Below are 22,716 nucleotides of genomic sequence, written 5' to 3'. Positions count from 1 at the left end.
AGCGGACGAATTAACCTGTCAACATTATCATCAACCGCCGGGAACCCGGCGGTTTAGTTATAGACGCCCATGAGGGCGGGAAAGAGGCGGAGCATGCGGATTTTGCATACGGGCGACTGGCATTTTGGCCGTACGCTTGAAGGGAGAAGCAGACAGAAGGAACAGGAGGATTTCGTCGACGAGCTGGTAAGCATCGCCGAGGAGGAGAAGATCGATCTCGTCATGATGGCGGGGGATGTATATGATTCCGTCAATCCTCCGGCAGCGGCGGAGCAGCTGTTCTATGAAGCCGCTTCGCGTCTTGCTGTAAGCGGAAGACAACTGGTGGTCATCGCGGGCAATCATGACCAGCCAGAGCGGGTGGCCTCGGTAACGCCGCTTGTCTCGGGCCACGGCATTTCGCTGGTGGGCCTGCCGGCCGGCGATCCGGTGACAATTGCCGTTCCCCGGACCGGGGAGACAGCCCTTATCGCGGCGCTGCCCTATCCTTCGGAGGCGCGGCTCGGAGAGCTGCTGGCGGAAGACAGCGAAGAGAACGGTCTGCGCCTGGCTTACAGCCAGCGCGTCGCGCGGCTGATGAAGCATCTGTCCCGTGATTTCTCGCCCCGCACCGTCAATCTCGCCATGAGCCATATTTATGTGCTGGGCGGTGTGGAGAGCGATTCCGAGCGACCGATTCAGGTGGGGGGCGCCTACACGGTCGACCCTTCCGCTCTTGCTTGCGGAGCCCAGTACACAGCGCTCGGACATCTTCACCGTCCCCAGAAGGTGAAGGGAGAAGGCGTCATCCGGTACAGCGGCTCTCCGCTCGCCTACAGCTTCTCCGAAGCCGGGCAGGCCAAATCCGTCACGCTGCTGGATCTGGCGCCCGGTGCGGGCGCGGAGCCGCAGGAGATTCTGCTGCGATCCGGGAGACCTCTCGTGGAATGGAACTGTACCGGAGGACTGGAAGAGGTCTACCGGCTGCTGGATGAAGGCCGCGATCCGGGAGCCTTCATTGATCTCCGAATCCGGCTGAACGAGGCAATGTCCGCGGCTGATATTCAGCGTCTGCGGAAAGCGCGGGAGGGGATCGTACATATCCGTCCGGTGTATCCCGAAATGGAGCAGGAGCTTGAGGCATCGCTTCGTTCACGGATGCCGGTGCAGGAGCTGTTCCAGAAATTTTACCAGCGGCAGACAGGCGGAGCCGAGCCCGAGGAAGAGCTCGTCCGGCTGTTTCTGGAGCTGGCGCAGGAAGAACGCAGCGAGCAGGAAGGAGAGGAGAGCGCATGAAGCCGGTACTGCTGAGAGTAAGCGGGCTGCAGAGCTACCGTGAAGCTCAGGAAATCGATTTTACGGCGCTGTGCGAGACCGGGCTGTTCGGGATATTCGGTCCGACCGGCAGCGGCAAATCAAGTCTGCTTGACGCGATCACGCTGGCCATGTACGGCAAGGTGGAACGCGCGGCGGGCGGCACACAGGGCATTATGAACCACTCCGAGGACTCGCTGTCCGTCTCCTTCACGTTCGAGCTGTCGTCACAGGGAGGCAGCAGCCGCTACCGGGTGGAGCGCCGCTTCAAACGGACGGGGGAGCAGACTGTCAGCAATTCGGTCAGCCGCTTCATCGAAATCGGCGGGGACGGGGAGACCGTCATCGCGGACAAGCTGGCCGAGGTGACCCGCTGCGTCGAGGATAAAATCGGGCTGAAAATGGATGACTTCACGCGAGCGGTCGTTCTCCCCCAGGGCAAATTCGCCGAGTTCCTCTCCCTGCGGGGCGTGGACAGACGGCAGATGCTCCAGCGGCTCTTCCATCTGGAGCAGTACGGCGACCAGCTGGCCATCAAGCTCAGCCGCCGCGTCAAGGAGAATGAGGCGGCACTCCGGGCGCTGGAGGCGGAGCAGCAGGGGCTTGGCAGCGCGCGGCTCGAAGATGTACAGGCCGCTGAAGAACGGCTCGCGGAAGCCGTGAAGACGGCGGCCGTCTGCCGGAAGCGGCTCGATGAAGCGCGCCTCCGTTCGGAACGCTACAATCGGATACGCGAGCTGCAGCAGGAGCGGGCCGTACGTGAAGCCGCATTGCGGGGACTTCAAGCCCAGGAGCCGGAAATCGCCGCACTGGAGGCGCGTCTGCTGCGCGGCGACGAGGCGGCCAAGATCGCGCCTGCGCTGAAGGCATGGCGAAGCGCCGATGAAGCATGGCGCACCCGCCTTGCAGCGGCAGAGCGCCTCGAAGCCGCGCTTGAAGGCTCTCAGCGCGAGGCCGCTGCCTCGGCGGAGGCCGAGCGGCAGGCGCAGGAGGCGCTTGCTGCCGAGGAGCCGCCGCTGCGGGAGCGTGAGGGCCGGCTGCGCCAGGCCCTGGAGCTGGAAGCCGAGCTCGCGGAGCTTCGGCGGGAGCTGGCGGCGCTGGAGGAGCGCCGCGCATCGGCTTCACGCGGCCTGGAGGAAGCGGCCGCGAAGCTCAGCCGGGAGCGGGAGCTTTTGGCCAAGGGCCAAAAGCGGCAGCAGGAGCTGCAGAGCAGCCTGCTGCCGCTTGCGGTCCGCTCCCAGGACCGTCAGGCTCTGCAGGATGCCATGCAGAGCCTCCAGAGCCTGCGCGCCGCCGAATCGCAGGCGGAGCAGGCGGCGCGCGAACGCGCCGAGCGCCTCGCCGCGCTGGCGGCGCAGCGGAGCCGCCTCGCGGAGGCCGAGGCGGCGGCAACGCTGCTGGCGGCGCGGAGGAGCGCCGCCGCGCGGGAGGCCGCCCTGCACCTGGAGGCGGCGGCCACCGCGGAAGAGAGCGCCGCCGGACTGGCCGGGCGGCTCGAGACAGCGCGCGGCGGGCTGCAGGCCGCGCTGCGGGAGCGGGAGCTGCACCGGCTGTCGCTGGCGCTGGCCCGCGAGCTGCAGGACGGGGCGCCCTGCCCCGTCTGCGGAAGTCAGCATCATCCGGCTCCCGCCCTGCCGGATGATGGCGGAGAGGACGCGGCGGCGGAGGAGAAGCTCCGGGAAGTGGAGGCTCTGGCCGCGCGGGTGTCCGACATCCGCGGCGCGCTGCGGAGTCTCAGGGAGCAGGACCGCGTCTGGATGGAGCAGGCATACGGCGAGCTGGCTTCCGCGGTCCCGGCTGCGGCGGCCCCCGAAGCGGCAGCCGCCGGGGCGTTGGCCGCCGATGGATCGGCAGCCATGCAGGCGAACCCGCTGCCGGAGTCTTCGGCTGCGGAGCCATTCTCCGGCTGGGTAAGCGACGCATCCGGCGCGCCAGAGTCGTCACGCGCGGATCAGCTCGTCCTTTCCCGGGAGCAAGACGCAGCCGGGCAGCTGGAGGCGTCGCTGGCCGGCCTGAAGGAGCGGTCCGCTGCGCTGCGCGCCGGAGCTTCCTCCCATCGGGAGGAAGAACAGCGCGTTCAGCAGGAGGTGCTGAAGGAAGCGGCTGCGGTTGAAGCCGGCCGAGGCTGGGAGGCGCAGACGGCCGTCCGGGAGGAGGAGCTGGCCAGGAAGCTGGCTGAGCTGCGCAGCGACTGGCAGCTTCGCTTCCCGCAGCTTGCGCCGGAAGAAGCGGAAGCCGCCTATAGGGAGCTCCAGCGCAAGGACGAGGAAGCGGAGGAAATTCGGGGACGGCTGGAAATCAGCGTGAAATTTCTGGATGAGAGGAATGCCTCCATCCAGAGTCTTCAAGAGGAGATCGCCGGACTTGACCGGGAGCTTGCGGGCTTGACGGCCCAGCAAGGCGGCAAGCAGGAGCTTCGGACTGAGAAGGAGCGCCGTCTGGTCGAGTGGACGGAAGGGCGTCCGGCCCGTGAGCTGCTGAACGAATGCGAGCGCCGGATTCAGGAGCTCCAGGTCGGGGCCGAGAAAGGCCGGCGCCGCAGCCGCGAAGCGTCCGAGCGGGCTCAGCGCGAGGCGCGCGAGGCGGCGATATCCCGCCAGGCGGCCGATTCCGCCCGCGAGCATCTTGATGCGGCGGAACGGAACTGGGAGGCTTCTCTGGCCGCCTCGCCGTTCGGGGACGCATCCGAAGCGGAAGCGGCGGGTGTCGGGCCCGAGGAACGGGAAGCGGCTGCCGCGCGAATCAAGGCGCACCGTGGTGGCGAAGCCGAGGTGACGCTTCAGCTGCGGCATCTGGAAGAGAAGCTGGACGGAGCGGTGCTATCTGAAGCCGAATGGATGGAGAGTGAAGAAGCGCTTCGCATCTGCAAGGAAGAGGATGAACAGGCGCTTCAGAACAGAGCACGGGGCGAACGGGATCTGGAAGACGTGAAGACCAGGCATGTACGCTATAGCGAGCTGGAGAAGGAGCGCTCCGGATATGAGGACCTGCACAGCCGGCTGTCCAAGCTGCAGTCCTGCCTGAGAGGCAACGCCTTTGTCGAGTATATGGCGGAGGAGCAGCTTATGCAGGTATGTCAGGCAGCCTCCCAGCGCCTCCGGTTCCTGAGCGGCCAGCGTTATGCGCTGGAGGTCGATTCCGGCGGCGGCTTTGTGATCCGGGACGACGGCAACGGCGGGGTCAAGCGGCCCGTAACCACCCTGTCGGGGGGCGAGACGTTCCTGACCTCCCTCTCGCTTGCGCTTGCCCTGTCCGCCCAGATTCAGCTTCGGGGACAGTATCCGCTTCAGTTCTTTTTCCTGGACGAAGGCTTTGGCACGCTGGACCCCGAGCTTCTGGACACGGTCATTACTTCGCTGGAGAAGCTGCACAACGATCATCTGTCGGTCGGGATCATCAGCCATGTACCGGAGCTTCGTGCAAGACTGGCCCGCAAGCTGGTTGTCGTTCCCGCACAGCCGGGAGGATTGGGCTCTAGAATCCTAATGGAAAAAAATTAAAATGGACATGGGGGTTGTGATAACTGTCACAGAGACACCCACACCCCCCTGTTATAATACAGTTAAGCCGACATCATTTGAAACACCTCGGCGGACGTATGATAGGGAAACATTTCCTTTTCATACGTCCGCCGCCGAATCAGCTTTATAAGCTGTGAAGGGTGTTTCTTTTTTTTTGTCTTTTTTCAAAAATGATGAATTAGATTAGCTTTCCGCTTAACATCGGCCTTCTATTTCCGGTAATGTCCAGCGCTTCTATGGGGCTGTAAGGCCGGGAATCTTTGTGTCCTGATATTTGATTAGAGCTGTATGTAATACAGTTAATCAGGCGTTTGTATGATGGCATTAACCTTCCAGCACGCAATGCGAGCAGACGGAGAGCATTCCGGAAGATGAAGCCAGCCGGGGGCTTGCGCGCCGAGAAAGCTGTCTCCTTTCGAAAACAAAGGATTTCCTGTATGATGGAAGACATGACGGCTTACTGCCGGCGAATGAACATGTCACTATCAATATAGGAGGAATTGTGGTTATGGAGACCATTTTCAGCAAAATTATCGAGGGCAGCATTCCCTGCAACAAGGTGTTTGAGAACGAGCGGATCCTGGCGTTTTACGATATCGAGCCCGCGGCGCCGGTTCATGTGCTCATCATTCCGAAGAAGCCGATTCCTTCCATGAATGAGGTCGCTCCCGAGGATTTGCCGCTGATCGGGGAGATGCACAGCGTGGCGCAGCAGATTGCCAAGGATCTTGGCATCGCGGAGACCGGCTACCGGCTGATCAACAACTGCGGTCCCGACAGCGGACAAGCTGTTTCGCATCTGCACTATCATTTGGTTGGCGGAGCGAAGCTCGGTGCGCTGGTCGGCGGCTCGTCTTCTCACGCTTAACTGACGCAACTTTTCGATTCTTTACAAAAAGAATGGGCTTATGGTTGACACCATCTTTCCGTTTCACCTATAATGAAATTTGATGAACCGTGTTATGCTCTTGGACGGTCTGGTCGGAGGGAGGGAAAACTGGTGTCTGAAACGAAAGTTCGCAAAAACGAGACAATTGATGCTGCACTTCGTCGCTTTAAACGTTCCATCGCTAAAGATGGCGTCTTGGCTGAGGTGAAGAAACGCAAGCATTATGAAAAGCCAAGCGTTAAGCGCAAGAAAAAGTCCGAGGCTGCTCGTAAGAGAAAGTTTTAGGAGGATCACCCAAGCATGAATCTTAGCGAACGATTGAACGAAGATATGAAGCAGGCGATGAAGAGTAAGGACAAGTTCAAACTCTCCACGATTCGAATGGTTCGTTCCACGATAAAGAATCTTGAAATAGATTTGAAGAGAACATTAGACGACAACGAAGTGCTTGATATCCTTAGTCGTGAAATCAAACAGCGCAAAGATGCCCTCCAAGAATTTGAAAAAGCGGGTCGAGACGAGCTTGCTGCAAGTAATAAAGCAGAAATCGAGATTATTCAGGAATATCTTCCCGAACAGCTTTCCGAAGAAGAAATTCAGGTTATTGTACAGCAGACCATCCAGGAAACCGGTGCTTCTTCGAAGAGTGAAATGGGCAAGGTAATGAGCGCGCTGATGCCGAAAGTCAAAGGACGCGCCGATGGTAAACTCGTGAACCAGGCGGTTCAGAAATTTCTGCAATAATATAAGGTGAACACCTCTTCTTTCGGAGAGGTGTTTTTCTTTTGTTAACCGTGAAACGGCAGAGGGGATAAATCGTATACTTATGTATAGGCTTCAAGAATGCTAAGAGGACAGGAGGGAAGAATGGTGACGCAATTGCGGAAGGCCGCGCTTGCCGTCTGGGCGCTGCTCCTGCTGCTTCTGACGCTGGGAGGCACAGCTCTGGCATCCCCGTCCGGGGAAGCCGCCAGCTCGAAGGAGGGCGCTGTATTTATTCTGCCTGTGGATCAGGAGATCGAGCGGGGGCTTGAGAACTTCCTGAAGCGCGGATTTGATGAGGCAGAGCGGTACGGAGCCTCGCTGATCATATTGGAGATTGATACGCCGGGGGGATTGGTGTCAGCAGCGGAGGATATCGGAACAATGGTTCGGGAGAGCAAGATACCGACGCTTGCCTTTATTAATGGAAATGCCGCTTCGGCCGGAAGTTATATCGCGCTGAATGCGAACAAGATCGTCATGAAGCCAGGCAGCATGATCGGGTCGGCTTCGTTAGTAGACGGCAGCGGTCACAAGGTCGACGATGCCAAACTGGTGTCGTTCTGGAAATCCAAGATGGCGGGAGCCGCCGCATTGAACGGGCGTGACCCCGACATTGCAGCCGGAATGACGGACGCCAATCTGGAGCTCGACAAGCCGGATCTCGGCGTGCATAAGGCCAAGGGCGAAATTATCGCTCTGACGAGCGATCAGGCGCTGAAGGCCGGGTATGCGGATGCCGTCAAAGATTCCCCGGAAGCTGCCGCCGAGTGGATGGGCTACAAGACTGGCGACGTCTTCCGTGTGGAGCATACGGGAGCGGAGAAGCTGTCGCAGTTTCTGACGCATCCGGTCGTCATGACGATTCTGCTCTTTGTCGGCATTGCCGGTGTGGTCATCGAGCTGCTGGTTCCGGGCTTCGGTGTACCCGGGATTCTGGGAACAATAGCTTTTGTGCTGTATTTCTTCGGCAACTATGTGGCGGGCTTTGCGGGCTCAGAGGTATGGCTGCTCTTCATTGTCGGGCTGGTCATGATGGTGCTTGAGCTGTTTGTTCCAAGCTTCGGCATCCTCGGTGTATTGGGATCGATCAGCCTTGTGGCGGGGGTTGTAAGGGCGGCATACAGCTTCACGCATGCCCTGTTCAGTCTTGGAATCGCCTTTGGAGCGGCTGTCGTAGTTATTGTCCTGGTCGCGATGGCGTTCAAGGAGCGGGGAATCTGGAACCGTTTTATCTTGAGCGACAGCCTCAGCAAGGATCAGGGCTTTGTTCCTGTACGGGAGAAGCTTGAGCTGGTGGGTATGATGGGAGTAAGCCTGACCCCGCTTCGGCCTTCCGGAACAGCAATGATCGGGAACGAACGCGTCGATGTCGTGACCGAGGGCGGCTTCATCGCTATCAATCGGCCCATATCCGTCGTGATGGTGGAAGGTTCGCGAATTGTAGTGAAGGAAGCCAATGATTAAGGTTAAACTATGGAAGTATGAACGACTCAACTTGAAGGCATTTTTGAAAAAAGAAAGGATCGATGTCTAACATGGAAGCATCTCTCATTACCGTCTTGCTGATCGCGGTTGTCGTGATCATCGTGCTAAGCGTCTTTCTCAGCTTCTTCCCGGTCATGCTGTGGATTTCGGCGCTGGCCTCCGGCGTCCGGATCGGCATTATTACGCTTGTCGCGATGCGGCTGCGCCGCGTTACGCCAAGCCGGATCGTCAACCCGCTGATCAAGGCGACCAAGGCGGGACTTGGCCTGAATATCAATCAGCTTGAAAGCCACTATTTGGCCGGCGGTAACGTCGACCGGGTCGTCAACGCCCTGATCGCCGCCCAGCGGGCTGATATTCCGCTTGAATTCACCCGTGCTGCCGCCATTGACCTTGCCGGACGCGATGTGCTTCAGGCGGTGCAGATGAGCGTAAATCCCCGCGTCATTGAGACGCCGATCGTTGCCGCAGTTGCGCGCGACGGGATTGAAGTCAAGGTCAAAGCGCGCGTGACCGTTCGCGCCAACATCGACCGACTCGTCGGCGGCGCCGGCGAAGAGACGATCATCGCCCGTGTCGGCGAGGGTATTGTTACGACAGTCGGCTCCAGTAACTCGCACAAGGACGTGCTGGAGAATCCCGATTTGATTTCCCGGACCGTGCTTTCGAAAGGGCTGGATGCGGGAACGGCGTTTGAAATTCTGTCGATCGATATTGCGGATGTCGATGTAGGCAAGAACATCGGCGCTTATTTGCAGACGGAGCAGGCGGAAGCCGACAAACGGATCGCCCAGGCGAAAGCCGAGGAACGCAGAGCGATGGCCGTTGCCCAGGAGCAGGAGATGAAGGCCCGCGTCGTCGAGATGAAGGCGCTGGTCGTCGAATCCGAATCCCAGGTTCCGCTTGCAATGGCGGAAGCTCTCCGGGGTGGCCAAATCGGCGTGATGGATTATATGAACCTCAAAAATATCGAAGCCGATACCCAGATGCGCGGCTCTCTCGGCAAGCTGAACGACTCGGACGGCGACGGAACGAAGAGGGAGAAGTAATGCGCGCCAATCCGGCAAGGGGAGGTGAAGCCCTGTGAGTTGGATCTATATCGTCGCGGTCATTATCTTCGCGCTTATTTCGAACGCGAATAAGTCCGGCAAGCGCAAAAAAGGAAACTCGCGCCGGGGCGGCATGCCTTCCTTCGGCAGGGGTCCGGATGAGAATTCCCGCCGTCCGCATGGGAACGCGGGTCAAGAGCAGTCCCGTGAAGCCCGGGGGAGCGGCTTCCCGCTTCCTTCGGAATCTTCTCCGTACAGGGAAGAACGGAGTACAGAGGACAGCCGTGAGGCGTCTGCTCCTGCGTTCCCCGAACGAGCTCTAAATCCGACTCCCGACTATGATACAGGCGAAGGAATGTCGATGGAGCAGCCCGAGGAGGACGGAGTGGAAATTCGGCAGGAGCGGATGCGCCGCGAGCTGCAGCGCGTTCATAAGGCGCTGGACCGCATCTCGAACGATATGGGTGGAGATGGAACAGGACCGAAATCGAATGTGGATGGTCCTGCATCGTCCACGCCATCCCACTCCGCCGTATCGCCGGCGGATCTTCGTAAAGGCCTGATCTGGGCGGAGATTCTCGGTCCGCCCCGTTCACGCAACCCCATGAGAACGCGGCGGTAAGATGCGTCTCAGCTAGTTTTGCGGCATATTTCTAAGAGAGAACAGGAGCACACCTGTATTCACAGGTCTTTTTCCTAAGATTAGGAGAAGAGGCCGGAGTACAGGGAGTGCTCCTTTTTCGGTTACGGGGCGGAAAGCTTCCGAGCGCTTCATAAATCAGCATGCTTCCGCATAAGGTGTACAGTACAGGAAGGGGGAGCGTCTACATATGACCCGGATCGGCCGCAGTCTGAAGGGATGGACGGGCGGACTGCTGGATTTGCCGCAGGATCTGCTGAGCGACATGCCCCGGATCACCCTCATCGGGAATCGGGAGATGATCATTGAGAATCACCGAGGCGTGCTGCACTTTTCCCCCGGGCAGCTTAAGCTTGCGCTTGCGAAGGGCTCGCTTGAGATCGTCGGAGAGGATCTGGTCGTTACGTCCATTCTGGGAAAAGAACTGACGCTTACAGGCATAATCTGCGAGATCAGATATAAGGAAAGTGGGGAGAGCAGATGAAGGAACCGCCGCTGTCATGGATACGTGGAACGGTGCGTCTGTCGATCAGGGGCGAGCGCCCCGAGCGGTTCATCAATGCCGTGAATGAAGCGGGTATCGCCATATGGAATGTCAAAGCGTCCGGTAACGGGGCGGAGCTGCATGTACTGCTGCATGACTTTTTCGCTCTTCGGCCGCTTCTGAAGCAGACAGGCTGCCGGATGCATGTCAAGGGCCGGATCGGACTGCCGTTCGTGGCGTCCCGGCTGCTGAAGCGTAAATTTTTCGCCGGTGGACTGCTGCTGTTCGGCGCCGCCCTCGTGCTTCTCTGTTCGCTCGTATGGAGCGTAAGGGTGGAGGGCAACAGCCGCCTGGCTTCGGAGGATGTGCTGGATGCCGCCCGCCAGGAAGGGATTTATCCGTTCCAGTGGATCTGGCGCATGAATTCGCCGGACAAGCTCTCCAAGCAGCTTGCAGCCCGTCTCCCCGGGGTATCTTGGGTAGGGATTCAGAGGAACGGGACAGCGGTCACGATCCAGATCGTCGAAGCCGCACTGCCGGAAGCGCAGAAGCTGAACAGCCCGCGTCACCTGATCAGCCGCACGGATGCGGTGATAACCGATATTTATGCGGAGCAGGGCAGGCCGGTCGTAGAGCGGAACGCAAGGGTGAAGAAGGGCGATATACTGATATCCGGCATTCTCGGCGATGAAGCGAACACCCGGAATGTTGTGGCGAAGGGCGAGGTCAGAGGCCTTGTCTGGCATGAATACAATATCGAGGCTCCGCTGTCGCGAACCTATACCGCCTACACCGGGGAAAGGAAGGACCGCAGCTTTTTGGTGATCGGCAACTGGGCCATTCAGCTGTGGGGGTACGGCAGAGGGCATTTTACAGAGTCGCGGACGCTGACCGAGCATGATCCGCTTACCTGGAGGGGATACAAGCTGCCGCTGGGCTGGATGACGGAGAAGGAATTGGAGCTCCAAACTACCGAAACAACCCTTACGCCGGCGGAAGCGAAGCAGGAAGGTCTTGCCCGGGCGGAGGCTGATATCAAAGCCCGTTACGGCAGCGACAGCGTCGTCAAAGCCCAAAAAATTTTGCATGAGAAGAAAGAGAATGGTAAAGTTTATATGAAAGTGTTGTTTGAAGTGGATGAAAGAATCGCGGAAGAGCTTCCGTTAGTATACAACCAAGGAGACTGAGGCTATTTGTCAGATAAGACTGCAAGCATACGCATATCTTTGCAAAACGCGGGAGAAGCGCTGGCGCTTTTCGGCCCGCAGGACGGATTCCTTAAGCTGATTGAGAGAGAAATCCCCGCCGTGATCGATTCGCGGGAAGCGGAGCTTAACGTGCGGGGCGGCGAGCGGGAAGTGGACATGCTGGCCCAGCTGTTCCAATCCCTGCTCTCCCTGGTAAGAAGCGGATATATCCTTAGCGAGCGGGATGTGCAGTATGCCGTCGAGCTGGCCAAGGATTTCCGGGCCGATCAGCTGCTGGATCTGTTCAAGGGCGAAATTACCACCACCTTCCGCGGCAAACCGATCCGAGTCAAGACGATTGGACAGAAGCATTATGTCACAACCATCAAGAAGAGGGACATCGTATTCGGCATCGGTCCTGCAGGGACCGGAAAAACGTATATTGCCGTCGTGCTCGCCGTCGCCGCTTTGAAGGAAGGATCGGTCAAGCGGATTATTCTGACCCGTCCGGCCGTGGAAGCCGGCGAAAGCCTTGGCTTTCTGCCGGGAGATCTGCAGGAGAAGGTCGATCCTTACCTTCGTCCTTTGTACGACGCGCTCTATGACGTCATGGGGCCCGACCAGGTGGCCAAGGCGCTGGAGCGGGGTCTGATCGAAATCGCGCCTCTTGCATATATGCGGGGACGCACGCTTGATGATTCCTTCATCATTCTGGACGAAGCGCAGAATACGACCCCCGAGCAGATGAAGATGTTCCTGACACGCCTTGGATTCGGGTCCAAGATGGTCATCACAGGAGACGTCACCCAGATCGACCTGCCACGGGGCAAAAAATCCGGATTGATCGAGGCCAACACGATCCTGTCCGGAATCGATGAGATCGGGTTCGTCTACTTCGCGGAACAGGATGTAGTGCGGCATTCTCTGGTGCAGAAGATCATTGTGGCCTATGAGCATTCAGCTGAAAACCTTGAATAAAGGGGACCGTCATCATGACTTCAAAGCAACCCTCCAAATTCAGCGGATTCACCTACAACAATTCCGGCTGGAAGTATAGCGCGGGGGCGCGCTATGCTTTGTTTTTGCTGCTGGGTATTTTGTTCTATTTCAGCCTGTCTCCGGATCTGCTCCCCAAACGGTATGACATCAAAGAGGGAACCCACAGCGCCAAGGAGATCACATCACCGAGCAGGATTCCCGATAAAAAGGCGACGCTGAAGGCGCAGGAGGAGGCCGCCCAGAACGTAGATACGAAATACGAGATTATCCAGATCCGTCCGGAGAATCTCGTAACTTCCCTGCTCGACCGCATCGACCGTCTTAATCAGGATGATTCGATCTCCCAAAGCGACAAAACCGCCATCTACCGGGAGGAGATCCCGCAGCGGGCGAATGATTATGTGCTGAGCTTTGTGGCGTCGGCCCGCAATTCCGGGACATACTCGAATAATCTGCTGGATGAGATGCAGACCCGGATCAAAGAACAGGCGTATTCTATCCCGGAAGAAACCTATATCAAGATTCCGCGCCTGACCTCCCAGGACATTATCGAGATGAAGCCGGTAGCCCGTGACATCGTCAGCCGTCTGATGAATGATCAGATCAAGGAGGCCGATGCCGCCCGGGCCAAGGTGGCCGAGCAGGTCAGCATCAGCTCGCTTACGCAGCGTACGGCCCGCGAGGTCGTGCAGGAGCTCGCCCGGCTGGCGATTACGGCCAATAAATTTTACGATGAGGATGCGACCAAGGATGCGGAGGTTCAGGCCCGCGAGAACACGCCTCCCGTCTATATCGAGCAGGGTGAGGTGCTGGTAGCCAAAGGCCAGCTTATCACGCCTGAGCTCTATCAGCTGCTGGACGAGAACGGACTGCTTCGGACCAACATCGATTATTGGCCGCAGCTTGGCCTCTTGATCCTGTCCGCTCTGCTGGCATTCGGTCTCTTAATGTTCATCCGGCAGTCGGGGAGCACCGGTTCTTCCGGCTTCAAGTATAATAACTCCCAACTGCTTATGCTGGTTCTCGTCTTTCTGATTACAATCTTATCCCTGCGAATCGCGGCGTTCCTCCAGAGCGATACCCGGCCTTATATGGGATATCTGGCACCTGTCGCCATCGGAGCGATGCTCGTCTCGCTGCTGCTTGATATTACGCTGGCTTATTTCTGTTCGTTCTTGTTCGCTGCGCTTGCCAGCGTCATTCTGAACCTGCAGCAGAATACGATCTTCGATTTCAATTACGGCTTCTTCGCGCTTGTCGTGTCGTTCACCGCCGTGTTCGCAACCTATCGTGCGGGACAGCGGGCGACGCTGTTCAAGGGCGGCATACTCGTCTGCCTGCTCGGATCGCTGACCGTATTCATGACCAAGCTACTTGGCGGCGGCGACTGGCAGCAGGTTCAAACCGTATATGCCATTGGCTTCGCATTCGCCGGCGGCCTTGTAACCGTCGTTCTAGTCATCGGACTAATGCCTTTCTTCGAATCGGCTTTCGGCATTCTTTCCGCTCTGAAGCTTGTGGAACTGTCCAATCCGAATCACCCGCTGCTGCGCAAGCTGCTGATCGAGACGCCGGGAACGTACCACCACAGCGTTATGGTCGGCAATTTGTCGGAGGCTGCAGCCGAGGCGATTGGCGCGGACGGTCTGCTGTGCCGGGTCGGCTCCTATTACCACGATATCGGGAAGACAAAGAGGCCGTTTTATTTTATCGAGAACCAGAACAATATGGAAAATCCGCATGATTCGATCGATCCCATGCTAAGCAAATCCATCATCGTTGCCCATGCCCGCGACGGGGTGGAAATGCTGAAGGAGTATAAGCTACCGAAGCCGATACGGGATATCGCGGAGCAGCATCACGGAACGACGTTTTTGCATTATTTTTACCATAAGGCGCTTCGGCAGGCGGAGGAAAAAGGCGTGGAGCCCGACTTCACCGAGGATGATTTCCGCTACCCCGGCCCGAAGGCGCAGTCGAAGGAATCGGCGGTCATCGGCATTGCCGACAGCGTGGAGGCGGCCGTGCGCTCGCTGCGTAGCCCTACTGTGGAACAGGTAGAGACGATGATCGAGAAGATTATCAAGAGCCGTCTGGACGATCATCAGTTCGACGAGTGCGACCTGACGCTGAAGGAGCTGGATATTATCGCACGAACGCTGAAAGAGACGGTGATGGGCATTTTCCATTCGCGGATTGAATACCCGGAGGAAGCCAAGAAGCCGAAAAAAGAGGAAGGGGCCGTGCATGCATGAGCTTGCAGCTGGTATGGAACAATGAGCAGCAGGAAATGGAAATCGGCGAATCGCTGATCTCGCTGATGGAGCAAATTTTGGAAAAAGCGGGCAAGCTGGAAGGGGTCGACGGCGGCGAAGTTGATCTGACCTTTGTCGATAACGAACGGATTCATGAATTGAACCGGGAATACCGGGGCATCGACCGTCCGACCGATGTGCTCTCATTCGCTCTGAATGAGTCCGGAGAGGACGAGCCTGAAATCGTCTATGAGGTTGAGGATTCGTCGGAAGACATTCCTGACATGCTGGGAGATATTATCATCTCCGTCACCCGGGCCAAGGAGCAGGCGGAAGAGTACGGACATTCGCTGGAACGCGAGCTGGGCTTCTTGTTCGTACACGGCTTTCTCCATCTGCTGGGCTATGATCATCAGGATGAAGCATCCGAGGCGGAAATGATGGGCAAGCAGGAGCAGGTGCTCTCGCAGGTGGGGCTGACCCGCTGATGCCGAAGAATACGGCGGCGGTCCCAAGCGTTTCTGGAAGTCGTTTCGGTATGCGGCCCAGGGCATCGCGCTTGCCTTCCGGAACGAACTGAATATGAGGGTTCACTCCGGAGTCGCCGTCATCGTGCTTGTATTGGCCGCTGTGTTCCGGGTGTCGCCGGGCGACTGGATGCTCCTGCTGCTGGCAATTACGCTGGTTCTCGGCACCGAGCTGATGAATACGGCGGTGGAATCGGTGGTCGATCTCGTGTCTCCGGACATTCATCCTCTGGCCAAGGCGGCCAAGGATACCGCCGCTGGGGCGGTGCTGCTGACCGCCGTGTTCGCGGTGATTGCGGGTCTGTATGTTTTTTACCATCCGGTGATGGACTGGATCACAGGGTTTATGTCATAACAAGGAATGCAGCCCAATAGGGCACAAATAATTGATATCAGGGAGATGGACAAAAGATGGATTCCAAACTTCTGCTGCAAGAAGCTGTCAAAGCACATGCCAACGCCTATATTCCATACTCCCGTTTTGGTGTGGGAGCCGCGCTTCTCGATCAGGACGGAAAGGTGCACCAGGGCTTCAACATTGAAAACGCCGCTTACGGTGCAACCAACTGCGCGGAGCGCACCGCTCTGTTCAGCGCGATGGCCCATGGACAAAAGCCAGGCACATTCAAGGCGCTCGCCGTTGTCGGCGACACGGATCTGCCGATCACGCCCTGCGGCATCTGCCGCCAGGTGATTGCCGAGCTGTGCGATCCCGATATGAAGATCATCCTCGGCAATATGAAGGGCGATATTCGCGAGACGACGGTCCGCGAGCTGCTTCCCGGCGCCTTCGGCTCCGAGGAATTGAGACAAGGACAGAAACCGGAGTAAGGTTCAGCAAAGGAACTTTGTGCCCTGCGCAGACGTAAGCCATGCTCCGAAGGAGCCAGCGTGCATACGCACACAGCAGCAGGCAAACGCAGCACATCGCTCTTCGTCTTTGTGCGCAGACGTAAGCGGCGCTCCGAAGGAGCCAGCGCGCACACGCACACAGCGGCAGGCAAACGCAGCGCATCGCCCTCGTCTTTGTGCGCAGACGTGAGCGATGCTCCGAAGGAGCCAGCGCGCACACGCACACAAGAGCAGTCAAGCACCCAACGCAACGCCTTCGTCTTTTCACGCAGACGTGAGCGATGCTCCGAAGGAGCCAGCGCGCACACGCACATAGCAGCAAATAACCCGCCACACTAGGCGCCCCACCTGTTTTCCAGGCGCAAACGTGAGCGGGTGACCAAAGGGAACGTAAGCGGGTCCTTCGCCACCGTCCCATCAACGACGCAACCGCAGCAGGCACGCCAATTTCAGGGTGTCCAGAGGGCGGAGCCCTTGGAGTCCCCCTATCAGGGGGATTGAGGGGGTAGAACAGGAGGAAACATATGTCATTCCATTCAGGCTTTGTCGCAATTATCGGCAGGCCCAATGTCGGCAAATCGACACTGATGAACCAGGTCATCGGCCAGAAGATCGCTATCATGTCGGACAAGCCGCAGACAACACGCAACAAAATTCACGGGGTATATACGACGAATAAGTCCCAGATCGTCTTCCTCGATACGCCGGGTATTCACAAACGCCAGTCCAAGCTGGGCGATTACATGAACCAGACCGCTATAAGCACGCTGGGCGAGGTAGAGGCGGTACTGTTCCTGATCGATGCATCCGAAGGACTCGGAGGCGGAGACCGCTTCATTGCCGAGCAGCTGAAAAATGTGAAGACGCCGGTCATACTCGTCATGAACAAAATCGACAAGCTGGAGCCGGATGCGCTGCTGCCGATGATTACGGAGTACAGCAAGCTCCATGATTTTGCCGAGATCGTACCGATTTCCGCCAAAGTGGGCAGCAATGTGAATACGCTTCTGGAGCAGCTGGAGAAGTATTTGCCGGAAGGGCCGCAGTATTATCCGGAGGATCAGGTCACCGACCATCCGGAGCAGTTCGTTATCGCCGAGCTGATCCGTGAGAAAATTCTGCACCTGACCCGTGAAGAGGTCCCGCATTCCATTGCGGTGGCGATTGAGGACATGCGCGCCGAATCGAACGGAGTCGTGCATATTTCGGCTGTTATTTTTGTCGAGCGCGATTCGCAAAAAGGCATTATTATCGGCAAGCAGGGCGCCATGCTGAAAGAAGTCGGCAGACGGGCCCGCACCGATATCGAGAACCTGCTGGGCTCGAAGACGTTTCTTGAGCTGTGGGTCAAAGTGAAAAAAGACTGGCGGAACCAGGAGCGCGTTCTGCGCGATTTGGGCTTCCACAAGGATCAGTAATTTCTTCCTCAGGCGCGCCGGACTGCCAGGAATTGCAAGGATAGAACCCATCGCAAAGGTCATCCTACTTTAGGAAGGCATCGTGATTTGCGAAGGGGGATATACGAATGCGAGATTTTTCGTGGAAGTATTTTGCAATGACTGGTGATGTCGACGCCTACCTGCTGTACCGCCAGGCAGCGGATATGCCTGAAGGGGAAGCCGGAACCGCGGGGGAAGATGAGCAGGTCTATGATGAAGAAGCTCAGTAAGGACTGGTTGCTTGCCCAGTGGTTGGGGGAAGAGGCATGCTACACAGGGTTGAAGGGATCGTCCTCCGCAGTATGGACTACGGCGAAGGGAATGCGATCGTTACACTTTGCACCGAAAACACGGGCAAGGTAGGCGTTCTCGTCAGGGGAGCCAAGAAGGTGAAGAGCCGCCATGCCGCTCTGGTCCAGCCTTTTACACAGGGTCTTTATGTTTTTTTTCGAAATAACAGCGGTCTCGGGACACTGAACTCCGGCGAGATTATCGATTCCCATCATGCGATCCGCGAGGATTTGGTCAAAGCGGCCTACGGCGCTTACGCCTGTGAGCTGCTGGACCGCGTGCTCCATGACGAAGAGACGGGCAGCTTCTGGTTCCGGCAGCTGTCGGCATGTCTGAACGCGCTGGAACAAGGCAAGGAACCGGGCGTTATCATCAATGTGTTCGAGATGAAAATTCTGCAGGCGGCCGGCTACGGACCGCAGCTTGATGCCTGTGTCGTCTGCGGCGAAGAGAAGCCGGACGAGGAGCTGAGAATCAGTCCGAGGCTGGGCGGCGTGCTGTGCCGCGCCTGCCGGCACAATGATCCGCCGGCTATGGAGGTCTCGCTCCGGACGCTGAAGCTCCTGCGCCTGTTCGCCGCCCTCGACCTGACCAGGCTCGGGAATGTCGATGTCAAAGAGAGCACGCGCGAGGAACTCAAAAAGGTCATGCGCGCGTTCATGGACACCCAGCTTGGTCTGCATCTGAAATCGCAGAGCTTCCTGGACCAGCTCGATAAATACGGGATTTGACGAAAGCCCTGTTTTCCGTTAATATAGGAACAGTTTCTTCTTGAAATCTGCCATTCAAAGGCAGTATATCGGAAGGGCCGCCGCCGGATGATCCGGCAAGCATGTTGAACGGAAAAGTAGTGGCCGAGATGCTGATTTTTAGCGAGCCGGGGGTAGTGGAAGCCCGGAGGAGGCAGCGGCTATGAAAGGGCGTCCGGGAGTGCGCAAAGCGGCAGCGAAAGTGGATTCTGATCATCGCCGGAGATCCGGAAGGTATGCGGAATCAAGTAGGGTGGAACCGCGGGAGAATGAACAGCTCTCGTCCCTATGTCTGAACTTCAGGCATGGGGGCGGGAGCTTTTTGATATGTCAAAAGCACCGCCTCCATCGCAGATAGAAATTAAGAAGCGAAGGAGTCGGTGTAACATGAATTTTCAGCAGATGATCTTGACGCTGAATGAGTTCTGGGCGAAACAGAACTGCATTATCGTCCAGCCCTACGATACGGAAAAGGGCGCGGGTACGATGAATCCGATGACGTTCCTGCGTTCGCTCGGACCGGAGCCATGGAAGGTTGCTTATGTCGAGCCTTCCCGCCGTCCGTCTGACGGACGTTACGGGGAGAATCCAAACCGCCTGTACCAGCATCACCAATACCAGGTCATTATTAAGCCGTCGCCGGACAATATTCAGGAAATTTACCTGGACAGCCTGAAAGCGCTCGGCGTCGATCCGCTCCAGCACGATATCCGGTTCGTCGAAGACAACTGGGAGAATCCGTCGCTGGGCTGCGCCGGCCTCGGCTGGGAAGTATGGCTGGATGGTATGGAAATCACACAGTTCACGTATTTCCAGCAGGTGGGCGGCATTGAGACAAGCCCGGTATCGGTTGAGATTACGTATGGCATGGAGCGTCTCGCTTCCTATATCCAGGAGAAGGAAAATGTATTCGACCTGGAGTGGGTGGACGGCCTGACCTATGGTGACGTGTTCCACCAGCCGGAAGTGGAGCACTCCACCTATACCTTCGAGGTGTCGGATGTGAGCATGCTGTTCGGACTGTTCAATACGTATGAGGCGGAAGCCAGACGGGCCATGGACCGGCATCTCGTGTTCCCGGCCTATGATTATGTGCTGAAATGCTCGCACACTTTCAATCTGCTGGACGCGCGCGGCGCAATCAGCGTGACGGAACGGACGGGCTTTATTACAAGAGTGCGCAACCTGGCCCGCCAGGTGGCGGCAACGTATGTAGAGGAGCGCGAGAAACTCGGCTTCCCGCTGCTGAAGAAAGAAGGTGTTCAGCTTGGCTAAGGATTTGCTGTTTGAAATCGGCCTGGAGGAAATCCCGGCGCGCTTCATCCGCGCAGCGATGGAGCAGCTCAAAGAGAGAACGGAGAAATGGCTGGAGTCTTCCCGCATCAGGCATGGCGAGGTGCAGGCGTTCGCAACGCCGCGCCGTCTGGCGGTTCTCGTGAAGGACGCTTCCGAGCGTCAAACAGATGTCAGCGAAGAAGTGAAGGGACCTTCACGCAAAATCGCGCTCGGCGAAGATGGAGCGTGGAGCAAGGCGGCGCTCGGATTTGCACGCAGCCAGGGCGTAAGCCCGGATGATTTTACATTCAAGGAACTGGGCGGCGTTGAGTACATCTACGCCACCAAGAACAGCAAGGGCGTTGAGTCGGCTTCTTTGCTGGCTGAAGGACTGACGGGCATCGTGCATGCGATGACTTTTCCAAAGAATATGCGCTGGGGCGCTTACGACTTCAAGTTTGTCCGTCCGATCCGCTGGCTGGTCGCTCTGTTCGGCAGCGATGTCATTGATTTTGAAATCGCCGGCGTCAAGACCGGCAATGTCAGCCGCGGCCATCGGTTCCTTGGGAAGGAGACGGTGATTCAGCAGCCCTCACAGTATGTGGAGGCACTTCGGGAACAGTATGTAATCGCTGACGTCAAGGAGCGCGAAAGCCTGATCCTGAAACAGATCAACCATCTTGCTGCGGAGAAGGACTGGACAATTGCAATCAAGGAGGATCTCCTTGAAGAAGTGCTCTTCCTGGTGGAGACGCCGACCGTGCTGTTCGGAACCTTCGATCCGTCGTTCCTGAATATTCCCCAGGAAGTGCTGATTACGTCCATGCGCGAGCATCAGCGCTATTTCCCGGTGCTTGACAAGGACGGCAAGCTGCTGCCGTATTTCGTAACGGTGCGCAACGGCAACGCGGAGCATTTGGATACGATCGCCAAAGGCAACGAGAAGGTGCTGCGCGCCCGTCTGTCCGACGCGAAGTTCTTCTACGAAGAAGATCAGAAGCTGAAGATCGAGGATGCACTCGCGAAGCTGGAGAATATCGTGTATCATGAAGAGCTCGGAAGCGTTGCGGACAAGGTGCGCCGCATCCGGCAAATTTCCGACGCGCTGGCTGCCAAGCTTGGCGCAGCTGAGAGTGCGAAGGTCAGCCGCGCAGCTGACATCTGCAAGTTCGACCTCGTGACCCAGATGGTCTACGAATTTCCGGAGCTACAAGGAACGATGGGCGAGGATTACGCCCGTCTCGCCGGTGAAGACGAGCAGGTCGCCAAAGCGGTGTTCGAGCATTATCAGCCGCGGTTTGCAGGCGACGTCATTCCGTCGACCGAAGCCGGGTCCATCGTCAGCATCGCTGATAAGATCGACACGATTGTCGGCTGCTTCTCGATCGGCATCATTCCGACAGGTTCCCAGGACCCTTACGCGCTTCGCCGCCAGACGGCGGGCATCGTGCAGATCGTGCTGGAGCGCAAACTGCCGATCGGATTAAACGATATTTTCGACATCGCCATTCAGGTGCATGAAAATAGCCGAAATTTGAAACTTTCTGAGGGTGAGCTGCGTATAACCCTATATGAGTTCTTCGGTCTTCGCGTCAAGCGTCTGCTGGAAGGCAGTATTAGATATGACGTGATCGATGCGGTGATGGCTGCAGGCTATGACAATATCGTATCCGTTGTGTCCCGAAGCCGGGCGCTGGCGGATACAATCGCGTCCCAGGAGAACTTCAAGACCACTGTTGATTCGTTCACCCGTGTCGGAAATCTGGCCTCCAAGGCCGGAGCAGCCGTGCTCGATCCGGCGCTCTTTAGCGAAGCGGCTGAGGGTGCGCTGTACGAAGCGTGGCAGTCGATTCATCTGCCTTACGCCAAGGCATTGGACAGCGGCGATATGACTCTTGCGCTTTCCCTTCTGTCAGGAATGAGCGACGCCATTACCGCTTTCTTCGATTCGGTTATGGTTATGGCGGACGACGAAGCGGTCCGCGGCAACCGGCTGGCTCTGCTCGCCGGCGTCGATGGAGACATGAAGAGCTTTGCGGATTTCGGCAAGCTGGTCTGGTAGCTTCATTTCGGCCCCTGATCTGACGATAAATAGAGAAGAGGCCGCAAAAGTAGTACAAATCACGTTTTTTGGGTATAAATATACGAAAAGGCGCCGAGCAGCGCTTGCTCTCGGCCTCAAAGCGGACAAACGGATAAGCCTCTGAGCTTATCCTTTGTCTTCTTCTGTGCCTCTTGGGAACAATTCAAGGTTCCTCAGCTGCGTGATCATCAACCGCAAAAGAGGGACAAGGTCTATGCTTCAAGGGAACTCAAAACGGAGTTTTTTCTTATAATATCAGACAGTATAAACCTCAAAGGCCCGGCTACCTGATATTGCAAGAAAAACTGCTCTTAAGAAGGATTTGGCGGCATCTTCGCAAAAACTTCGATTAGAGTTTTCTTATTTTTTAGTTACGGGGAACATGCCGGAAGGATTTTTCCCGCCCGGCGCGTATATATATTACACGGGAAACGGTGACAGCCCATGACAAGTCCTGGCGAAACAGTCGTAGTGGTGGATGCGGACGCCTGTCCGGTCAAGAAGGAGACGGCGGAAACCGCACGCAGCTGCGGCATACCGGTGTTGATGGTCTCCTCTTACGCGCATGAATTGCAGAGCCTGGAAGGAGTAGATATCATCCATGTTGACAACAGCGATCAAAGCGCCGACCTTTATATTGTCAATCATGTCAAGCGCGGAGATGTCGTTCTGACAAGCGATTACGGGCTTGCCGCGATAGCGCTCGCCAAAGGCTGTTATGTCCTTTCGTTCCGGGGACAGACCTACGACGAGAGCAATATGGATATGATGCTGGAAGGGCGTCACGCCAGAGCGAAGGAACGCAGGCGGGGCCGCTATTCCAAAGGGCCGAAGCCGTTTACCGAAGAGGATCGTCGCTTATTTCAACATAAACTGACAAAACTTTTGAGAAATTTGCAGGAGAACGTTCAGCCATAGCGAATACTATTTATT

At 57.4% G+C, this 22,716-nt stretch carries 21 protein-coding genes; all 21 read left to right on the top strand.

Going from position 1 to position 22,716, the window contains the following annotated elements:
* Window positions 1-93 precede the first annotated feature (93 nt).
* The gene (locus PSTEL_RS19005) at window positions 94-1,275 is read left to right on the top strand and encodes an exonuclease SbcCD subunit D (RefSeq protein WP_038697760.1); all 1,182 of its coding nucleotides are present in this window, start codon (window positions 94-96) and stop codon (window positions 1,273-1,275) included.
* On the top strand, window positions 1,272-4,793 hold the full coding sequence (locus PSTEL_RS19000; RefSeq protein ID WP_038697758.1) for an AAA family ATPase: 3,522 nt from the start codon (window positions 1,272-1,274) through the stop codon (window positions 4,791-4,793). The genes PSTEL_RS19005 and PSTEL_RS19000 overlap by 4 nt, the downstream gene beginning before the upstream one ends.
* A 529-nt stretch (window positions 4,794-5,322) precedes the next feature.
* The gene (locus tag PSTEL_RS18995; protein ID WP_038697756.1) at window positions 5,323-5,682 is read left to right on the top strand and encodes a histidine triad nucleotide-binding protein; all 360 of its coding nucleotides are present in this window, start codon (window positions 5,323-5,325) and stop codon (window positions 5,680-5,682) included.
* Window positions 5,683-5,814: 132 nt separating this feature from the next.
* Window positions 5,815-5,988 (top strand): 30S ribosomal protein S21, encoded by a 174-nt coding sequence (gene rpsU / locus PSTEL_RS18990; protein ID WP_005547957.1) that lies wholly within the window; start codon window positions 5,815-5,817, stop codon window positions 5,986-5,988.
* Between the two features lie 15 nt (window positions 5,989-6,003).
* Window positions 6,004-6,447 carry a GatB/YqeY domain-containing protein gene (locus tag PSTEL_RS18985; RefSeq protein WP_038697754.1) on the top strand — a complete coding sequence of 148 codons (444 nt, stop codon included), beginning with the start codon at window positions 6,004-6,006 and terminating at the stop codon, window positions 6,445-6,447.
* 123 nt (window positions 6,448-6,570) lie between these two features.
* Window positions 6,571-7,932 (top strand): NfeD family protein, encoded by a 1,362-nt coding sequence (locus tag PSTEL_RS18980; RefSeq protein ID WP_038697752.1) that lies wholly within the window; start codon window positions 6,571-6,573, stop codon window positions 7,930-7,932.
* A gap of 71 nt (window positions 7,933-8,003) precedes the next feature.
* Window positions 8,004-9,002, top strand: coding sequence for a flotillin-like protein FloA (gene floA, locus PSTEL_RS18975; protein ID WP_038697750.1), 999 nt, complete (start codon window positions 8,004-8,006; stop codon window positions 9,000-9,002).
* 34 nt (window positions 9,003-9,036) lie between these two features.
* The gene (locus PSTEL_RS18970; RefSeq protein ID WP_038697748.1) at window positions 9,037-9,624 is read left to right on the top strand and encodes a hypothetical protein; all 588 of its coding nucleotides are present in this window, start codon (window positions 9,037-9,039) and stop codon (window positions 9,622-9,624) included.
* A 208-nt stretch (window positions 9,625-9,832) separates the two neighbouring features.
* Window positions 9,833-10,126, top strand: coding sequence for a sporulation protein YqfC (gene yqfC / locus PSTEL_RS18965; protein WP_038697746.1), 294 nt, complete (start codon window positions 9,833-9,835; stop codon window positions 10,124-10,126).
* The gene (yqfD, locus tag PSTEL_RS18960; protein WP_038697744.1) at window positions 10,123-11,313 is read left to right on the top strand and encodes a sporulation protein YqfD; all 1,191 of its coding nucleotides are present in this window, start codon (window positions 10,123-10,125) and stop codon (window positions 11,311-11,313) included. Before yqfC ends, yqfD begins: the two co-directional genes overlap by 4 nt.
* A 6-nt stretch (window positions 11,314-11,319) precedes the next feature.
* Window positions 11,320-12,291: a PhoH family protein gene (locus tag PSTEL_RS18955; protein ID WP_038697742.1), complete on the top strand. Its 972-nt coding sequence runs from the start codon at window positions 11,320-11,322 to the stop codon at window positions 12,289-12,291.
* A gap of 14 nt (window positions 12,292-12,305) precedes the next feature.
* Window positions 12,306-14,567: an HD family phosphohydrolase gene (locus tag PSTEL_RS18950; RefSeq protein WP_038697740.1), complete on the top strand. Its 2,262-nt coding sequence runs from the start codon at window positions 12,306-12,308 to the stop codon at window positions 14,565-14,567.
* Window positions 14,564-15,055, top strand: coding sequence for an rRNA maturation RNase YbeY (gene ybeY, locus PSTEL_RS18945; RefSeq protein WP_038697738.1), 492 nt, complete (start codon window positions 14,564-14,566; stop codon window positions 15,053-15,055). The genes PSTEL_RS18950 and ybeY overlap by 4 nt, the downstream gene beginning before the upstream one ends.
* Before the next feature lie 94 nt (window positions 15,056-15,149).
* Entirely contained in the window at window positions 15,150-15,449 is a 300-nt protein-coding gene (locus tag PSTEL_RS18940) for a diacylglycerol kinase family protein (protein ID WP_425415238.1), read from the top strand.
* A 56-nt stretch (window positions 15,450-15,505) separates the two neighbouring features.
* Window positions 15,506-15,925, top strand: coding sequence for a cytidine deaminase (locus PSTEL_RS18935; RefSeq protein ID WP_038697736.1), 420 nt, complete (start codon window positions 15,506-15,508; stop codon window positions 15,923-15,925).
* 545 nt (window positions 15,926-16,470) lie between these two features.
* Complete coding sequence (gene era / locus PSTEL_RS18930) at window positions 16,471-17,364, top strand: GTPase Era (RefSeq protein WP_038697734.1); 894 nt, start codon at window positions 16,471-16,473, stop codon at window positions 17,362-17,364.
* A 107-nt stretch (window positions 17,365-17,471) separates the two neighbouring features.
* Entirely contained in the window at window positions 17,472-17,615 is a 144-nt protein-coding gene (locus tag PSTEL_RS27170) for a YqzL family protein (RefSeq protein WP_084065182.1), read from the top strand.
* A 36-nt stretch (window positions 17,616-17,651) separates the two neighbouring features.
* On the top strand, window positions 17,652-18,407 hold the full coding sequence (recO, locus tag PSTEL_RS18925) for a DNA repair protein RecO (RefSeq protein ID WP_038697732.1): 756 nt from the start codon (window positions 17,652-17,654) through the stop codon (window positions 18,405-18,407).
* A 405-nt stretch (window positions 18,408-18,812) separates the two neighbouring features.
* Window positions 18,813-19,700, top strand: a complete 888-nt coding sequence (gene glyQ, locus PSTEL_RS18920) for a glycine--tRNA ligase subunit alpha (protein WP_038697730.1) — start codon at window positions 18,813-18,815, stop codon at window positions 19,698-19,700.
* Entirely contained in the window at window positions 19,693-21,762 is a 2,070-nt protein-coding gene (gene glyS / locus PSTEL_RS18915) for a glycine--tRNA ligase subunit beta (protein ID WP_038697728.1), read from the top strand. The genes glyQ and glyS overlap by 8 nt, the downstream gene beginning before the upstream one ends.
* A gap of 465 nt (window positions 21,763-22,227) precedes the next feature.
* A complete protein-coding gene (locus PSTEL_RS18910) occupies window positions 22,228-22,701 on the top strand; it encodes a YaiI/YqxD family protein (protein WP_038697726.1) in 474 nt (157 codons plus the stop codon).
* Window positions 22,702-22,716: the final 15 nt, after the last annotated feature.

Source organism: Paenibacillus stellifer (genome assembly GCF_000758685.1).
Taxonomy (GTDB): Bacteria; Bacillota; Bacilli; order Paenibacillales; family Paenibacillaceae; genus Paenibacillus_AQ; species Paenibacillus_AQ stellifer.
Note: the sequence above shows the minus strand (reverse complement) of the source record. Positions and strands in the feature narration are given on the sequence as shown.

What these genes read in the sequence shown, in the direction of transcription:
- PSTEL_RS19005 (WP_038697760.1), top strand. Translation starts at nt 94, where the DNA reads ATGCGGATTTTGCATACGGGCGACTGGCATTTTGGCCGTACGCTTGAA.
- PSTEL_RS19000 (WP_038697758.1), top strand. Translation starts at nt 1,272, where the DNA reads ATGAAGCCGGTACTGCTGAGAGTAAGCGGGCTGCAGAGCTACCGTGAA.
- PSTEL_RS18995 (WP_038697756.1), top strand. Translation starts at nt 5,323, where the DNA reads ATGGAGACCATTTTCAGCAAAATTATCGAGGGCAGCATTCCCTGCAAC.
- PSTEL_RS18985 (WP_038697754.1), top strand. Translation starts at nt 6,004, where the DNA reads ATGAATCTTAGCGAACGATTGAACGAAGATATGAAGCAGGCGATGAAG.
- PSTEL_RS18980 (WP_038697752.1), top strand. Translation starts at nt 6,571, where the DNA reads ATGGTGACGCAATTGCGGAAGGCCGCGCTTGCCGTCTGGGCGCTGCTC.
- floA (WP_038697750.1), top strand. Translation starts at nt 8,004, where the DNA reads ATGGAAGCATCTCTCATTACCGTCTTGCTGATCGCGGTTGTCGTGATC.
- yqfC (WP_038697746.1), top strand. Translation starts at nt 9,833, where the DNA reads ATGACCCGGATCGGCCGCAGTCTGAAGGGATGGACGGGCGGACTGCTG.
- yqfD (WP_038697744.1), top strand. Translation starts at nt 10,123, where the DNA reads ATGAAGGAACCGCCGCTGTCATGGATACGTGGAACGGTGCGTCTGTCG.
- PSTEL_RS18950 (WP_038697740.1), top strand. Translation starts at nt 12,306, where the DNA reads ATGACTTCAAAGCAACCCTCCAAATTCAGCGGATTCACCTACAACAAT.
- ybeY (WP_038697738.1), top strand. Translation starts at nt 14,564, where the DNA reads ATGAGCTTGCAGCTGGTATGGAACAATGAGCAGCAGGAAATGGAAATC.
- PSTEL_RS18940 (WP_425415238.1), top strand. Translation starts at nt 15,150, where the DNA reads ATGAGGGTTCACTCCGGAGTCGCCGTCATCGTGCTTGTATTGGCCGCT.
- PSTEL_RS18935 (WP_038697736.1), top strand. Translation starts at nt 15,506, where the DNA reads ATGGATTCCAAACTTCTGCTGCAAGAAGCTGTCAAAGCACATGCCAAC.
- era (WP_038697734.1), top strand. Translation starts at nt 16,471, where the DNA reads ATGTCATTCCATTCAGGCTTTGTCGCAATTATCGGCAGGCCCAATGTC.
- PSTEL_RS27170 (WP_084065182.1), top strand. Translation starts at nt 17,472, where the DNA reads ATGCGAGATTTTTCGTGGAAGTATTTTGCAATGACTGGTGATGTCGAC.
- recO (WP_038697732.1), top strand. Translation starts at nt 17,652, where the DNA reads ATGCTACACAGGGTTGAAGGGATCGTCCTCCGCAGTATGGACTACGGC.
- glyQ (WP_038697730.1), top strand. Translation starts at nt 18,813, where the DNA reads ATGAATTTTCAGCAGATGATCTTGACGCTGAATGAGTTCTGGGCGAAA.
- PSTEL_RS18910 (WP_038697726.1), top strand. Translation starts at nt 22,228, where the DNA reads ATGACAAGTCCTGGCGAAACAGTCGTAGTGGTGGATGCGGACGCCTGT.